The sequence below is a fragment of the Shewanella indica genome (assembly GCF_002836975.1).
Taxonomy (GTDB): Bacteria; Pseudomonadota; Gammaproteobacteria; order Enterobacterales; family Shewanellaceae; genus Shewanella; species Shewanella indica.
Genome location: NZ_NIJK01000040.1, coordinates 98231 through 113096, shown reverse-complemented (window position 1 = coordinate 113096; position 14866 = coordinate 98231). Strand labels below are relative to the sequence as shown.

Below are 14866 nucleotides of genomic sequence, written 5' to 3'. Positions count from 1 at the left end.
GGGCGTTACAGTCGCAACAGATCCTGCTGATGAAAGTGGATCACCACCTCGGGGTCGAGCTTGAGTGCCAAATCCAGTATATGGCTGATGCTGATGGGTCCCTCACCCATCTGGCTTAAGCTGTTGTAATAGCCGAGTAAGGGTAAGGCCCAGTCCCGGCGCCTTTCAATCAGCTGTTGGTACAACAGGGCCGCCTCTTGGTATTGTTTCTGCTCATAGCTCAGCATGGCTTTGAGATAGACAAGCTGAAAATACGCACGGCCCTGACGCTTTAATCCCTTATCGAGCTGCGCCATAGCCTCATCAGATTGTCCCAACGCCCGCAAGCTGACAGCCTGATAGAACTGCAGCTTATCCAGATAGTCATACTGCCTCGCAGCGCGTTGATAACTCTTGAGCGCTGCCTCATGCTGGCCCATTTGTGCCAGGATATTGCCTTTAAGCATCTGGCCATCGGCCCAAAGCTGAGGCTGGTTATTGAGATAGCGGTTTATCTGCTCCAGCGCCGCCGGATAGTCCCGGGTTTCATAGAGTGTCCTGGCAATATCCAACCTGAGATCCCGCTCCGATCCCAAAGCCTGAGCTTTGCGGTAATCGGCCAGTGCGCCGGCATAGTCCGGACGCAGGCGCTGGGAATAAGTAGACAGCACCTGAGCCTTGGCTGCGGCGCGGAAAAAATACAGCTCAGAGTCCTTGGACAGCGCGGACTCGGCCTTGTCATAGGCCGCCACCGCCTTGGGGTAATTGGGGAGATTGCTGAAGTAATAAAGCTGCCCAAGCAAAAATGCCAGCCGAGCGGAGTCCGGGTAATTTGCTATGGCCGCATCCAGTCTGGGCGCCGCCTCTGCCATCTTCCTTTCAAAAATAAGCTTTTGAATCACTTTAATTTCTGAGTTTGGCACTTTCTGCCCGGCGACAGCATGTTGCAACAGGCTTGAGCCCAGTGACAGACTCAACAATAAACCCGGCAACACCCGCCAGCATAGACGATTTACGATGAGAGAACTGGACGACATAAGCTTCCTTTCTTTATATCTTTGGCTTTTCGCGATTAAATTTGTATCTTTCGAGTTTTCAAATACTGCGTCTTGGCATCAATCCCAAATCAGTTCGCGATAATGCTTGCGACATACAGACTCATAACTCTCGTTGCCACCTATGGCTACCTGTTCACCTTCTCGTACCGGGTTGCCTGAACCGTCACGACGGATCACCATATTGGCCTTGCGACCACAGTGACAGATGGTTTTCAGCTCTACCAGCTTATCGGCCCAGGCCAACAGGTACTGGCTGCCGACAAACAGTTCGCCCTGGAAATCGGTACGCAAACCGTAACAGAGTACGGGAATATCCAGAATGTCGACCACATAAGCCAGCTGCTTGACCTGCTCTTTACTGAGGAACTGGGATTCATCAAACAGCACGCAGTGCAAAGGTTGGCGCTCATGTTCGGCGCGGATCATCTCAAGTAGATTATCGTCATGGGCAAAAATGCGTGCATCACATTCAATACCTATCCTGGAGGCGACCTTTCCCACGCCAAAACGGTCATCTATCGCCGGGGTCATCACCAGGGTGTGCATGCCGCGTTCACGATAGTTATAGGATGACTGCAGTAAAGAGGTGGATTTTCCGGCATTCATCGCCGAATAGTAGAAATAAAGTTGCGCCAAAACGGCTCTCCCCTGAGAAAAATTCCGGCCGCAATTTTACACTTTTTACCACATAAATACAGGACGCGTGCCCCTTGCGGCCAAACTTGGGAATTGATTCAGCATTCACTAAATCTACTCATTAAAATCAATTTGTTACACTTCTATCTCAATCAGCCTCTGGCATATAAACATCCGGATTAGGTAGGCTATAATCATCAAATTCAGCCACTTTTAAGCAACAAGTGCTAAATTGCGCTAAAAAACTCATAACTAAAGATGGAAGTCATATCAATGCGAAAATCTCTTCTGGCGCTGGCCGTTGGCGCCACTCTGGCTATTTCTGGCTGCAGTACCCACACGCCTCAGGATACCAATCTGACAAGTGCTGAAGCCACCCAAAACAACCCACTTTTTGCCAAGAGCACCTTGCAATATCAGGCTCCGGATTTTCGGCTAATCAAAGATGAACACTTCAAGCCTGCGCTGGAAGCCGGTATCGCCGAGCACTACCAGGAAGTGCTGGCCATTGCCAACAATCCAGAAAAACCCACTTTTGCCAACACTATCGTGGCGTTGGAAAAGTCCGGTGAACTGCTAAACCGCGCCTCAAGCGTTTTCTATAACCTGACCAGCTCCAACTCCAACCCTGAACTGCGTAAAATTCAGGGTGAAATGGCGCCCAAGATGGCGGCCCATTCAGACAACGTCAACCTCAACCCAGAGCTGTTTGCCCGTATCGACAGCCTCTACTCCCAGCGTCAGCAACTGAACCTGAGCAGCGAAGAAGTGCGCCTTATTGAGGTGTACCACCAACGCTTTGTGCTCGCCGGCGCCAAGCTGACCGAGAGCGAGAAAGCCCAGATCCGTGCTCTGAACGAAGAACAGTCCAAGCTGGTGAACGAATTCCAGCAACGATTGATGCGGATGAACAAAGAGATTGCCGTAACTGTGACTGACGTCGTCCAATTGGAGGGTCTGTCCGACTCGGCCATTCGCAATGCCGCGGCCGATGCCGAGGCCGCCGGTCTCGATGGTCAATACCTTATCAGCATCACCAACACCACTCGCCAGCCTGTGCTGACGCAGCTGAAAAACCGAGAGCTGAGAAAGCAGATCTGGGAAGCCTCGGCCTACCGCGGTCTTGAAGGTGAGAATGAAACCGCCTCTCTGGTGGCTCGTCTGGCGCAGCTGCGCGCCGAGCGTGCCGCCCTGCTGGGCTTTGATAACTGGGCCAGCTACCGCCTGAGCCCACAGATGGCCAAGACACCCGAGGCCGTCTATGAAATGTTCGGCTCCATGGTGCCGGCCGTTGTCGCCAACACCCAGAAAGAAGCCGCCGATATCCAGGCGATGATCGACAAGACAGGTGGCAATTTCCAGCTCAAACCTTGGGACTGGGCCTTCTACGCCGAGCTGGTGCGCCAGGAGAAGTATGATCTGGATGAGGCCAGCCTCAAGCCTTACTTTGAATTCAATCGGGTGTTGGAAGATGGCGTCTTCTTTACCCTCAACCAACTCTATGGGGTGACCTTCAAGCCTCGGCCGGATCTGCCGGTTTATCACCCTGACGTCAAAGCCTGGGAAATGTTTGATGCCGATGGCAGCAGCATGGCCATCTTCTACGGCGACTATTTCGCCCGCGAAGGCAAGCGTGGCGGTGCCTGGATGAGCTCTTTCGTCAGTCAGAACCTGCTCAAGGGTGAAAAGCCTGTGGTGGTCAATGTAATGAACATCAAGAAGGCGCCTGAAGGCGAAGCCACCTTCGTCAGCTATGATGAAGTAACCACCATGTTCCACGAGCTGGGCCATGGCACTCATGGTATGTTCTCCAAGGTGACTTACCCTAGCCTGTCCGGTACTGCAGTATCCCGTGACTTTGTCGAATTCCCATCCACCTTCGAAGAGGACTGGGCCGGTCATCCACAAGTGTTGGCCAACTACGCCAAGCATTACCAAACCGGTGAACCTTTACCCAAGGCGATGCTGGACAAGTTGCTGAAGTCCCGCAGTTTCAACCAGGGCTTCGACACCCTGGAGTATATGGCAGCCGCCCTGGTAGACATGGAATGGCATTCGCTGGACAAGGATGCACCGCTGCAAAATGTGGCCGAATTTGAAGCCAAGGCGCTTGAAAAACACGGCCTGAATATTGAAGCCGTGCCACCACGTTACAAATCAACCTACTTTGCCCACGCCTTCCCGGGTGGCTACAGCGCCAGCTACTACGCCTATATGTGGAGCGAAATCCTCGCGGCCGATGCCTTTGCCTATGTGCAGAGCCAAGGCGGCCTCAAGCGGGATATCGGTATGAAGTATCGCAAGACTATCCGCGAAGTGGGTAACAGCGTGCCACCTATGGAAGCCTACAAAAACTTCCGTGGTCAGGAGCCTACAACCGATGCCCTACTCAAGCGTCGCGGTCTGCTCTAATAAGCCTTCACCTAAGCCATAGAGACACCTCTGTGGCTTAAATAACAAAAAGCACCTTGGTTGTTACCTAAGGTGCTTTTTTATTCGTTTCCTAAAAGCGTCACGATTATCTGGCTAACAATCCAGTTGCCGCAACGTCAGGAGACCAGTTAAATCGTATTGTTTGCGAAAGTCATCAACTCAGAGACCGGTTTCATCCATCCGATGGCGCCATACCGCTGCCGCCAACAATAGCCAGCCCACCAGGAAGCAGCTGCCACCGAGGGGGGTTACCATGCCCAGCCACTTGGTGCCAGTCAGGGCATACAGATACAGCGAACCGGAGAACATAAAGATCCCGACGATAAATAGCCCGGCAGCCCAGTCAATCAGACGCGACTTGAACCAGTGACCGGCAAAGGCCAGGGCTATCAAACCAAAGGTGTGATAGAACTGATACTCTACCCCCAGGTTGAATATGGCAATCAACTCGGCAGGTGCAATGGTCTTGAGTCCATGGGCACCGAAAGCGCCCAAAGCAACGGCAAAGAAACCACTGATGGCCGCCAGTAACAATAACCCCTTACGCATAACTAACTCCCGATAAATAAAAGTGATTCTTTCACGGCATCCTGCAGGTTAGCCTTAAGATCCGTTCCCGACGACTTGCGCGGCACAAAACTATGATCTCCGTCGGTAATAAAGCGTACTTTGGCCTGCTCGGGCAGCGCCCAGGAGGCCAACTGCTCGCGCTTGCCAAAGCTGTCACGCTCACCCTGCAGAATAAGCAGAGGCGAGGCGCACTCCCACAAGGGCTCAAGTCTGGGCTCGGTTTTCTTCGGCGGCAAAAACGGATAACCAAGGCAGATAACGCCGCTGGGGGTCATCGCCAGTTTATCATTGGCCGCCAGTACGGCCGCCATCCGCCCGCCCATGGATTTGCCCATCAAAAATAGTCGCTTGGGCGCAAACTCGGCAACCGCTGCTGTCAAAGTCTGCTCGAAGGCCTGCAACAACACCGGAGCCCGGTCCGGCGGACGCCGCTTGCCATCCTCGCCGCGCTTGACCATGTAAGGAAAGTTAAACCTCAGCACGCTCGGGCCGCTGGCGGCCAACAGCGCGGCATAATCCGCCATAAAGTCGCTGTGCATATCGGCACCGGCGCCATGGGCGAACAACACCAGAGTATCATTGTCCTTACCTTGATCCAGCAGCCAGTTAGTATTCAAGTTCATCATCAGCCCTGTTCGAAGATACAATAATTTTCATGCTTGGATTCGAATAAACCACAATATTAAATACCGTACTTTCCTGACAAATCAACTTATTAAAAAATAGCGTTAAAAAACTACCAAGCGGTAATTATATATCTCTTACCCATACCGTTTTTACATGTTCTTTCAATAAATCAATCACACTTTGATGAATAAACACCAAGCCTAAGTCCTCTTCCAGTTTAAATATTAACCTTTGTTCCACAGGAATATTTTCCAGTTTAGAAAAATCGAACTCTGTCGAATCAGTATCTAACCAATTCAACTTACCAAATTGCTTTTCTTTATCCGTCAATCTGTACGTCTGCTGGATATAAGGCATTCGATAGTTGTCATATACCTCGAGTTGTTCATCCGAAGGTTGACTTGGCGAGTTATCAACACGAGCATCCAGCCATTCAACACCATGCTGCACCAATGGCTCCAGTTTGGATGCTATATCACCAATAATGAACAGCTTTGGAGAAAAGGTCATTTCCAATAACAGATCCGGTGCTGCAGCACCTACTGGTGCAGGTGTTTGTTGGAATGGGAAAGTATCCATATTTTGTTTAGTGAGTATCGAGTATTCATCTTTCACTTACTATTATCTCCTTGGTGCTTCATCATCGACATCAAACTTAAAAGCGGTCAGTCCACAAGCTAACCCCTGTCGAGCGATAATATACAATTCATCATATATTTCTGAAGAAAAGAAAAAGCTGTTGGTGCCTTTAACCCTAAAAATATGCCTGCGGTTCATAGGGTAGGTTTCGAGTTTTTCCCGGTCCAGATATAATTTTTGAACTAGAACGGAATGAAACGACTCTCTCTCTTCAAGAGGCACATCATAACCATGTTCTTTGGGATCGTAATGTTCAACAAAAGATTCAATATTTGACTTTTCTTCATCCAATACATCCAACTCGTTATTTATCGCGATAATATATCGCTGCTGAGTCGACAGACCATCCATGCACTGTAATTTATTGGGCAAAAAAGCGACGCCATATGGGTCAAAGCTCATAAAAACGTCTGCAATGGGTTTGGTAACGCTTAAATCCCCTGAATTTGTGATATCGAAAACAGCTTCTGAATAACTGTCTTCATCCTCCCAAATAACCGCACTCAATGCGCTCACTGGAATGTAGTCCATGTCTTCGTACAGGTGCCCTCTGTTATCAGAGCAACTAAACATGGCATCACTCTCTTCCGTGTTTTCGTTTATGTATGCCAGTTCCATCAAAGTTCCCTATAAACTGCAAGCTTTCACTTCTTTGTAGTGCCTTCCTGTATATGCAGAGAAACGTGTTACCGACTTATCCCGGCAACAATTCACTACGTGACTCCTCGGCAAACATATCCAGCATCCATTCGCGGAACGCGACAATTTTACCTAACTCGGCATGCTTTTGCTGGCACACCAGATAATAGGCATCTTTGCTGACCAGAACCTCCTGGAACGGACAGACCAAACGCCCGGCATTGATGTCGGGGCGGGCGAGCACGCTGTAGCCCAGAGCAACCCCCTGGCCATGGGCCGCCGCCTGCAGTACCAGAGATGAGTGGCTGAAAATCGGCCCCTGATTCACATTGACATCTGTTACGCCACATTGACGGAACCAGGCCTGCCAGTCATGGCGGCTCATATCATGCAGCAGAGTGTGATACTTGAGATCGGCAGGCTTTTCCAATGGTTTGGGACCGTTGAGCAGCATTGGCGAACACACGGGGATCAGCACTTCGTTGCGCAGTTTGTCGGCCCTGAGCCCAGGCCAGTTGCCCTGACCATAGTAGATAGCTACATCCACATCGTCTGACAGGGCACTGAACTCGGCATCCACCGCCTTGATCCGCACATCGATATCGGGATTCTTCTCGCTAAATTTCGCCAGACGCGGCACCAGCCACTGAATGGCAAAGCTGGGCGACATGCTGACTGTCAAGGACCCCACAGCGCTACGGGCCAACAGCCTGTCGGTGGCATCCGACAGTTGAGTAAAAATATCCTTGATATCGAGGAAGTAGCTTTGCCCCTCTTCGGTCAGCAGCAGCGAGCGGTTCTTTCGGCGAAATAATTTTAATCCCAGAAAGTCTTCCAGCGCCTTGATCTGATGACTCACTGCGGCCTGGGTAACGAACAGTTCTTCGGCGGCGCGGGTAAAGCTCAAATGCCTTGCTGCCGCCTCGAACGCCTTAACCGCATTCAGCGGAGGAAGTCGTTTTGACATAGTGATCCACTTCTCGTTTTTTAATTAGTTTTTCTAATCCAGATTGTTACATTTTATCGTTTGTTAAAGCCAGCGCTTTTGATTAAATTTCACCCCGAAAAGTTGAATATTCAGACAATCTCTGAGCAGTCGAAGGGAAGGTCTGACACTGGCACTCAGTGCCCGTTCTCACCCGGAGGCATCCCATGTTGAACTTTAAATCCGCTTTTGTGCTCCTGCTGCTTGGCATGAGCACCAGCGCAGTGGCCGCGGAAAACCTTTCTGCGCCAACGCAAGCTCGTCCACTGCCCAGAGTCGCTGTCGAAGCCCCTGCGGTGCAGATAGACTTCAAACTGCTTGAGCAGGAGCTGAGCCGTAACATTGCCGCCAGCGGCGAAGAGCTCAGAACCCATGCGCTGGACGAGCCGACACTGCTGTTGGCCGAAGACGCTACAGCCAGTCCATCAAAGGTTCAGCTTAACTGAGCCCCAAAGGACTTCGCTGAACGTCAGCAGCAAAAAGCCGCCTCAATAGAGGCGGCTTTTTGCTTATCAAGGGCGGTAAACCTTGACGTTACCATGCCCTTGCTCCTGAAGGTAGAGCGCCTGCAGTTTGCTCATCACGCCGCGGTCGCAATAGAGCAGATAGGTCTTGCTGCTATCGAGCTCGGCAAAGGCGCTGGCCAGTTTAAAGAAAGGAATATGAACTATCTCGGCACCTTCCAGTTGCAACGGCTTGCTCTCTTCCTCTTCCGGCGCCCTGATATCCAGCACCACTTCACCCTGGCCGACACTGGCGACGGTTTCGGTTTCCGTTACTTTGGTATCCATGTCGGTTGCTATCTCCCGAATATCCATAACCACGGCATCGGCGATAATCCTGTCCAGCAGATCTTCAGAAAACTTGGTTTCCTCGGCTTCGACCTTGGACAATACTGCCTTGACCGTGGGTTTTTGTGAAATCACGCCGCAGTATTCAGGCATGGACTTGGCAAAGTCTTCCGTACCTATCTTGCGGCTCTCGTTGATGATGTCCTGCTTGTCCATGGTGATCAAAGGTCTGAGGATCAGGGTATCGACACAACGGTCAATCACATTGAGGTTGGTCAAGGTTTGGCTGGATACCTGTCCCAGGCTCTCACCTGTGACCAGTGCCTGAACCCCCATACGCTCCGCCACCCTGGCCGCAGCGCGCATCATCATCCGCTTGAGTATGACGCCCATCAGGCCATTGTCTATACGCTCGAGGATTTCGGCCACTACGGGCTCAAAGGGAACGGTCACAAACTTGACTTTATGCGACTCGCCATAGGTCTTCCACAAATGGTGCGCCACCTGCTTAACTCCGATTTCGTGCTGGGCACCGCCCAGGTTGAAGAAGCAGTAGTGGGTACGGGAACCCTTCTTGATAAATTGGAAACTGGATACCCCTGAGTCAAAACCGCCTGAGATCAGGGACAGCACATCTTCCTGGGTCGCGATCGGGAATCCACCAAGCCCGGGGATCTTTTTCTCTACCAGGTAGAGTTTGTCGTTGTTGATCTCCAGATGAATGGTCATATCCGGGTCTTTGAGGCGCACACCGGCAGCTTCGGTAAACTGGTTCAGGCCACCACCTACATAACGCTCCACATCCTGCGAACTGAAGTCGTGCTTGCCGCTGCGCTTGGCGCGGACACAGAAGGTCTTACCCGCCAGCTCGTCAGCATACACCTTGAGAGCATGCTGGTAGATATCATCAACAGTTTCAAAGTTGTATTCATTGACCTGGCTGATGGTAGAAATCCCGGGAATACAAGCTAAACGCTCGGCAAACACTTGCTTTAGCTGGGGTTTGTCTTTGGGAACCTGCACCATAATCCGATCCCACTGACGGGTAACGGCAGCGTCTTCATCCACTTTTTTGAGTACATTGCGGATATTGGACTCGAGCATCTTGGTAAAACGCATTCTTACCGGTTTACTCTTCATCATGATTTCTGGATACAGCTTTACGATAAACTTCATGGGGATCCCGAGGAAAAAAAATTTCAAACAGCAATCGTGGGATTATAACAAAGACCCGCTAACTGGCACAGAGATTTGCCACGCCAAAGCCGTGTCCGGATTGCAGATGCCCAAAAAAAGCAGCCGTTTTCAGGCTGCTGTGATTCCGATGCTGCTGCGCCATCAAAGATTGGGATCGACTTCAATCTCATCAGACTCTTTGGCCTTGCCCTGCTCAATGGAGATTTCCACCCTGCGGTTACGGGCGCGATTCTCCGGCGAGTCGTTGGGCACCAAAGGCGCAGTGGAGGCCATGCCCACCACTTTCATTCTGCTGGCATCAAAGCCGGGCACCTTGACCAATTCGTGGGCCACGGCCACCGCCCGCTGGCTGGACAGGTCCCAGTTGGAACTGTACAGCTCATTGCTTATCTGCATGTCATCGGTGTGGCCGGAGACAGTGATGATCCCGGGCACATCTTTGAGTAGCTCACCAACCGCCTGCACCACAGGCTTGAACCTGGGCTGCAGGAAACCCGAACCTGAGGCAAAGGCGCCCTTCTCCCGAATACGGATGATAATCTGCTGTCCCAGAGACTCGATTTCAATAGCGCCGTCCACTATCTCTTTGTTGAGCGCCTCGGCCATCTTCTTGACCTGCTCGTTAATCTGATCCTGAGCTGCCTGCTGCTCCTGGGTCTTCTTGTCTTCGGCCTGCTCTTGCGCCGTGGCCGAAGCCTCGCCGCCACGCTGCTCGCCCCTTTGCTGCTGCACGCCACCGGCACTGTCGTCATCCCCTTCCTGATACTCGAGGATCTGCTGGGTCATCTCGTTGGTTTGCTGGTTAATTATTTCAATCGGGGTGGGATCCGGACGTCCGGGGCGAAACTCCAGCGCAATCACTGAGGTGCCTTTGGGAATATCTTTCACTTCCACCTTGTTCTGCACCCCGAAGGCGTATTTCATCGAGCCGGCTATCTGTTTGAACTTCATGACATCCATTTCAGAGAAAGCCAGCAGCAACACGAAGAAACACATCAGCAGCGACATCAGGTCGGCAAAGGTTGCCAGCCACATGGGTGCACCGGGTGGCGGACAATCACACTTGGGCTTGGCCATAGTGCTACTCTCCGTCCGTTGTATCTATTTTGCGCTGTTTCTCTGACAGGTAGTTTTTGAGGAAGCCCTCAATCACCCTGGGGTTCTGGCCATCCTGAATAGCCAGTACAGCGTCCATAATCAGATTGCGGTTAAGCATCTCTTCGTTCATCCGCAGCGCCAGTTTATCGGCAATCGGGATCGCCACCATATTGGCAATAATGGCGCCGTACAAGGTGGTCAACAAGGCCACCGCCATTGCCGGGCCGATGGATTTGGGATCATCCATGTTGGACAACATGGCCACCAGACCAATCAGAGTACCTATCATACCCATAGCCGGTGCCACATCACCCAGAGCCTTGAAGATACTGATCCCCGCCTTATGGCGCTCTTCGGTCAGTTGAATATCTTTCTCCAGCGCTTCACGCACCACATCGCCGTCATGGCCATCCACCAGCATATCAACCGCTTTTTGCATAAAACTGTTGGAAATTTGCGCCTCTTCCAGCGCCAGAAAGCCCCCTTTACGGGCAGCGTCTGCCATGGTAACCGACTGTTCAATCAACTCTTCAGGTTTGTCCAGTTTGAACATAAACGCCTTGGCGGCAATCTTGACCGCCCCTAAAAACTGTTTGAGGTTGAACTTCATCATCACCACAAACAGCGAGCCGACAAGCACGATCAATACAGAGGGTACATCGATAAAGATGGCAATGCCGCCACTGCTGACCATTGCCATGATAATAAAAGCAAAAGCACCTACCAGTCCTATCAGGGTTGCTAAATCCACAGTGGCTCCTCACCTCTAAAGCAGACCCGACACAGTGTGGCCGGGATCTCTATCCCATACAAGCCGATCCGCCCCAAAGGGTGATATAGGATCTTGGCTATTCACAGGAGATGAATATGATAATTTTCAATAGTTTCTATTTTGAGTTATCGGACAGGGCTTAAGCAAGTTTAGGAAGATTTTAATTTTCTCTAAAAAAAATCAGCGACAAAGCGTGCTGTTGAGCAAATAACGGGCGCTTCAATTTGACCCTTATCGCGCCCTGATATACCTTGTGTCACGCTGAACATAACGCCAAGACACCTGCAGCCCTCCCTCTCTCCTTTTACCTTTGCACCGTGCCAATCAGGTCGCAGGAATGGGCCGGCAACCAAGGTGCATCAAGGAAACTGATTGTGGCCAAAAAACCCGAAAATCTGAGTTTTGAAGAATCTCTCAACGAGCTGGAACGCATAGTCGTCGAACTGGAACGCGGTGAAGTATCGCTGGACGACGCGCTAAAACAGTTCGAACGTGGCATAGGTTTGGTGCGCAGCAGCCAAGCCAAACTGGAACAGGCACAGCAGAAAGTAGCCATACTGCTTGCACAGGATCCCCAGGCGCCATTGAGCCCATTTACAGTCGAGGGTGAGTGAGTGTTAACCCAAGCTATTAACCAATACCAGCAGAGAGTCAATCAAAGAATTGCCACCATACTGGACACCCTGGATGATACCGAGCCCAGACTCAAGGCCGCCATGCGTCATGGAGCCCTGCTGGGTGGAAAGCGTATTCGGCCGTTTCTGGTCTACTCTGTAGGTGAGATGCTCGGCGTCCCCCTTGAGCGTCTCGATGATTGCGCCGCCGCCATAGAATGTATTCACGCCTATTCGCTGATCCATGACGATCTGCCAGCCATGGACGACGATGCCCTGCGCCGCGGTCAGCCAACTGTGCATATCGCCTTTGACGAAGCCACCGCTATTCTGGCCGGTGATGCCTTGCAAACCTTGGCCTTTGAACTTATCAGCAGCGACATTGAAGGCCTCAGCGACCGCCAACACCTGCGTCTGGTACAGGCGCTGGCAAAAGCCTCCGGCTACCGCGGTATGTGTGGCGGCCAGGCGCAGGATCTCAATGCCACAGACAAAGAGATCTCCCTTGCGCAGCTCACCGCCCTGCACAGATTGAAGACAGGGGCCCTTATCCGCTGCGCCGTCGAGTTTGCGGTAATTGCCGCCGATATTGACGCCAAAGAAGAACTGGCACTGCTGGAATACGCAGATGCCGTGGGCCTGGCGTTCCAGGTACAGGATGACATTCTCGATATTACCGGCAGCACAGAAGAGCTTGGCAAACCCCAAGGGTCGGATCTCGATGCCAACAAGAGTACCTACCCGAAACTCTTGGGGCTGGAGGGCGCCAAGACCACAGCTCAAAAACTGCTGGAAGATGCACTATCAGCGCTGGCAAAATTGCCATACAATAGCCAGTTAATTGCCGAATTCGCCCGCTATATCGTTGAGCGAAGAGTATAAAAAGAGACAAAGTATCTCGTTATGAGTCTGGATATCACTCAGTTTCCTGTGCTGGCACAGGCCAATACCCCGGAAGAGTTACGTCAACTTCCACAAAGCCTGCTCCCTCAGCTGGCCGACGAGCTCAGGGAGTTTTTATTAAAATCTGTGGGCATGTCGAGCGGTCACTTTGCCTCTGGCTTAGGTACGGTCGAACTGACCGTGGCGCTGCATTATGTCTACAACACCCCTTTTGACCGCCTGGTCTGGGATGTGGGTCATCAAGCCTATCCGCACAAGATCCTTACCGGTCGTCGCGATCGCATGCCTACCATACGCCAAAAAGGCGGTCTGCATCCTTTCCCTTGGCGGGAAGAGAGTGAATACGACACCTTCAGTGTTGGTCACTCAGGCACCTCAATTTCCGCCGCGCTGGCAATGGCCGTCGCCGCCGATAAAGAGCAAGCCGGCCGTAAAGTGGTGGCCGTGATAGGCGATGGCGCCATGACGGGCGGCATGGTATTTGAAGCCATGAATCACGCCGGCGATCTGCACAAAGACATGCTGATGGTGCTCAACGACAACGAGATGTCTATCTCGGAAAACGTTGGCGCCCTCAACAACCACCTGGCACAACTGATGTCCGGTCGCTTCTACACCACAATACGTGAGGGCGGCAAGAAGGTACTCAAGGGCATGCCCGTCATCAAAGAGATGGCGCGCCGCACCGAGGAACACCTTAAAGGCATGGTGGTTCCGGGAACCCTTTTTGAAGAGCTGGGATTCAACTACATAGGCCCTATCGATGGCCACGATGTGGATGCGCTGGTGGAAACCCTGCGTAACATGCGCAGCCTCAAGGGGCCGCAGGTACTGCATATCATGACCAAGAAAGGCAAAGGTTATGAGCCTGCAGAGAAAGATCCCATCGGCTGGCATGCGGTGCCCAAGTTTGACCCTTCACAATTTTGCAAACCGGTCACCAAACCCGGGAAACCCAGTTTTTCCCAGGTGTTCGGCAAATGGTTGTGCGACATCGCCGCCAAGGATGACAAGGTACTGGGGATCACCCCGGCCATGCGTGAAGGCTCCGGCATGGTGGAGTTCTCCCAGAAATTCCCCGAGCAATACTTCGATGCCGCCATCGCCGAGCAACATGCTGTGACCTTAGGCGCAGGCTTTGCCTGTGAAGGCTATAAACCGGTAGTGGCCATTTACTCCACCTTCCTGCAGCGCGGCTATGATCAGTTGATCCACGATGTGGCACTGCAGCGCCTGCCTGTGCTGTTTGCCATTGACCGTGGCGGCATTGTGGGCGCCGATGGCCCAACCCATCAGGGTGCCTTCGATCTCAGCTATCTGCGCTGCGTACCCAACATGGTGATAATGGCGCCATCCGATGAAAACGAGTGTCGGCAGATGCTTTACACCGGCTACTGCTACGACAAGGGCCCAAGCGCAGTGCGCTACCCTCGCGGCAATGCAACCGGCGCCGAGCAGATTGAAGAGATGACGGCCATGGCGATAGGTAAAGGCCTTGTCAGACGCCAGGGCAAACAGATTGCCATTCTCAACTTCGGCACTACCCTGGCTGCCAGCCTGGAAGCCGCTGAAAGCCTGGATGCCACAGTCGCCGATATGCGCTTTGTCAAACCCTTGGATGAAGATTTGATCAAGGAACTGGCCGCCAATCATGACTTGCTGGTAACTGTGGAAGAAAACGCCATCATGGGCGGCGCCGGCAGTGGCGTGCTCGAGTATCTGGCCAGCCAGGGGATCTGCAAGCCTGTGTTGCAAATTGGCCTGCCGGATGAATTTATCAAGCACGGCTCACCGGAAGAGATACTGACTGAGCTCAAGCTGGATGCCAGTGGCATTCTCGAGCAGATCCAAAACCGGTTCGCATAAGATAAGCATCCGCTATCATTATAAAAAACCGCCTCAGGGCGGTTTTTGCTTCTCCGACC

General features: G+C 52.1%; 15 protein-coding genes. 5 read left to right on the top strand and 10 right to left on the bottom strand.

What is annotated here, in order from left to right:
- Positions 1 to 5: 5 nt before the first annotated feature.
- A complete protein-coding gene (locus CX650_RS14110) occupies positions 6 to 1016 on the bottom strand; it encodes a tetratricopeptide repeat protein (protein WP_101096158.1) in 1011 nt (336 codons plus the stop codon).
- Between the two features lie 78 nt (positions 1017 to 1094).
- A complete protein-coding gene (locus CX650_RS14105) occupies positions 1095 to 1673 on the bottom strand; it encodes a thymidine kinase (RefSeq protein ID WP_039033712.1) in 579 nt (192 codons plus the stop codon).
- Between the two features lie 273 nt (positions 1674 to 1946).
- On the opposite strand from CX650_RS14105, the gene CX650_RS14100 reads away from it, so the two are divergent.
- Positions 1947 to 4085 carry a M3 family metallopeptidase gene (locus tag CX650_RS14100; protein WP_101096157.1) on the top strand — a complete coding sequence of 713 codons (2139 nt, stop codon included), beginning with the start codon at positions 1947 to 1949 and terminating at the stop codon, positions 4083 to 4085.
- Positions 4086 to 4265: 180 nt separating this feature from the next.
- Here CX650_RS14100 and CX650_RS14095 read toward each other — a convergent pair whose 3' ends face one another.
- From CX650_RS14095 to CX650_RS14075, 5 genes are all read right to left on the bottom strand, one after another.
- On the bottom strand, positions 4266 to 4655 hold the full coding sequence (locus tag CX650_RS14095) for a DUF423 domain-containing protein (protein WP_039033710.1): 390 nt from the start codon (positions 4653 to 4655) through the stop codon (positions 4266 to 4268).
- A gap of 2 nt (positions 4656 to 4657) precedes the next feature.
- The gene (locus tag CX650_RS14090; RefSeq protein ID WP_101096156.1) at positions 4658 to 5302 is read right to left on the bottom strand and encodes an alpha/beta fold hydrolase; all 645 of its coding nucleotides are present in this window, start codon (positions 5300 to 5302) and stop codon (positions 4658 to 4660) included.
- Between the two features lie 124 nt (positions 5303 to 5426).
- Entirely contained in the window at positions 5427 to 5918 is a 492-nt protein-coding gene (locus CX650_RS14085; RefSeq protein WP_101096155.1) for a hypothetical protein, read from the bottom strand.
- A gap of 6 nt (positions 5919 to 5924) precedes the next feature.
- The gene (locus tag CX650_RS14080) at positions 5925 to 6560 is read right to left on the bottom strand and encodes an imm11 family protein (RefSeq protein ID WP_071476302.1); all 636 of its coding nucleotides are present in this window, start codon (positions 6558 to 6560) and stop codon (positions 5925 to 5927) included.
- A gap of 76 nt (positions 6561 to 6636) precedes the next feature.
- Positions 6637 to 7548 (bottom strand): transcriptional regulator GcvA, encoded by a 912-nt coding sequence (locus CX650_RS14075; RefSeq protein ID WP_101096154.1) that lies wholly within the window; start codon positions 7546 to 7548, stop codon positions 6637 to 6639.
- Between the two features lie 185 nt (positions 7549 to 7733).
- Between CX650_RS14075 and CX650_RS14070 the strand changes: the two genes are divergently transcribed.
- A complete protein-coding gene (locus CX650_RS14070; protein ID WP_071476304.1) occupies positions 7734 to 8012 on the top strand; it encodes a hypothetical protein in 279 nt (92 codons plus the stop codon).
- Between the two features lie 66 nt (positions 8013 to 8078).
- Here the strand turns inward: CX650_RS14070 and thiI are convergent, their stop codons facing one another.
- From thiI to pomA, 3 genes are all read right to left on the bottom strand, one after another.
- Positions 8079 to 9533, bottom strand: coding sequence for a tRNA uracil 4-sulfurtransferase ThiI (thiI, locus tag CX650_RS14065; RefSeq protein WP_039036101.1), 1455 nt, complete (start codon positions 9531 to 9533; stop codon positions 8079 to 8081).
- A gap of 162 nt (positions 9534 to 9695) precedes the next feature.
- On the bottom strand, positions 9696 to 10631 hold the full coding sequence (locus tag CX650_RS14060) for a flagellar motor protein MotB (protein ID WP_025887266.1): 936 nt from the start codon (positions 10629 to 10631) through the stop codon (positions 9696 to 9698).
- A gap of 4 nt (positions 10632 to 10635) precedes the next feature.
- On the bottom strand, positions 10636 to 11403 hold the full coding sequence (gene pomA, locus CX650_RS14055; RefSeq protein ID WP_039036099.1) for a flagellar motor protein PomA: 768 nt from the start codon (positions 11401 to 11403) through the stop codon (positions 10636 to 10638).
- A 395-nt stretch (positions 11404 to 11798) separates the two neighbouring features.
- On the opposite strand from pomA, the gene xseB reads away from it, so the two are divergent.
- From xseB to dxs, 3 genes are read left to right on the top strand one after another with little or no spacing between them, the layout of a single operon-like run.
- Positions 11799 to 12038, top strand: a complete 240-nt coding sequence (gene xseB, locus CX650_RS14050; protein ID WP_039036098.1) for an exodeoxyribonuclease VII small subunit — start codon at positions 11799 to 11801, stop codon at positions 12036 to 12038.
- A complete protein-coding gene (ispA, locus tag CX650_RS14045) occupies positions 12039 to 12920 on the top strand; it encodes a (2E,6E)-farnesyl diphosphate synthase (protein WP_101096153.1) in 882 nt (293 codons plus the stop codon).
- 21 nt (positions 12921 to 12941) lie between these two features.
- Entirely contained in the window at positions 12942 to 14807 is a 1866-nt protein-coding gene (gene dxs, locus CX650_RS14040; protein WP_101096152.1) for a 1-deoxy-D-xylulose-5-phosphate synthase, read from the top strand.
- Positions 14808 to 14866: the final 59 nt, after the last annotated feature.

What these genes read in the sequence shown, in the direction of transcription:
- CX650_RS14110 (WP_101096158.1), bottom strand. Translation starts at nt 1,016, where the DNA reads ATGTCGTCCAGTTCTCTCATCGTAAATCGTCTATGCTGGCGGGTGTTG.
- CX650_RS14100 (WP_101096157.1), top strand. Translation starts at nt 1,947, where the DNA reads ATGCGAAAATCTCTTCTGGCGCTGGCCGTTGGCGCCACTCTGGCTATT.
- CX650_RS14095 (WP_039033710.1), bottom strand. Translation starts at nt 4,655, where the DNA reads ATGCGTAAGGGGTTATTGTTACTGGCGGCCATCAGTGGTTTCTTTGCC.
- CX650_RS14090 (WP_101096156.1), bottom strand. Translation starts at nt 5,302, where the DNA reads ATGATGAACTTGAATACTAACTGGCTGCTGGATCAAGGTAAGGACAAT.
- CX650_RS14080 (WP_071476302.1), bottom strand. Translation starts at nt 6,560, where the DNA reads ATGGAACTGGCATACATAAACGAAAACACGGAAGAGAGTGATGCCATG.
- CX650_RS14075 (WP_101096154.1), bottom strand. Translation starts at nt 7,548, where the DNA reads ATGTCAAAACGACTTCCTCCGCTGAATGCGGTTAAGGCGTTCGAGGCG.
- CX650_RS14070 (WP_071476304.1), top strand. Translation starts at nt 7,734, where the DNA reads ATGTTGAACTTTAAATCCGCTTTTGTGCTCCTGCTGCTTGGCATGAGC.
- thiI (WP_039036101.1), bottom strand. Translation starts at nt 9,533, where the DNA reads ATGAAGTTTATCGTAAAGCTGTATCCAGAAATCATGATGAAGAGTAAA.
- CX650_RS14060 (WP_025887266.1), bottom strand. Translation starts at nt 10,631, where the DNA reads ATGGCCAAGCCCAAGTGTGATTGTCCGCCACCCGGTGCACCCATGTGG.
- dxs (WP_101096152.1), top strand. Translation starts at nt 12,942, where the DNA reads ATGAGTCTGGATATCACTCAGTTTCCTGTGCTGGCACAGGCCAATACC.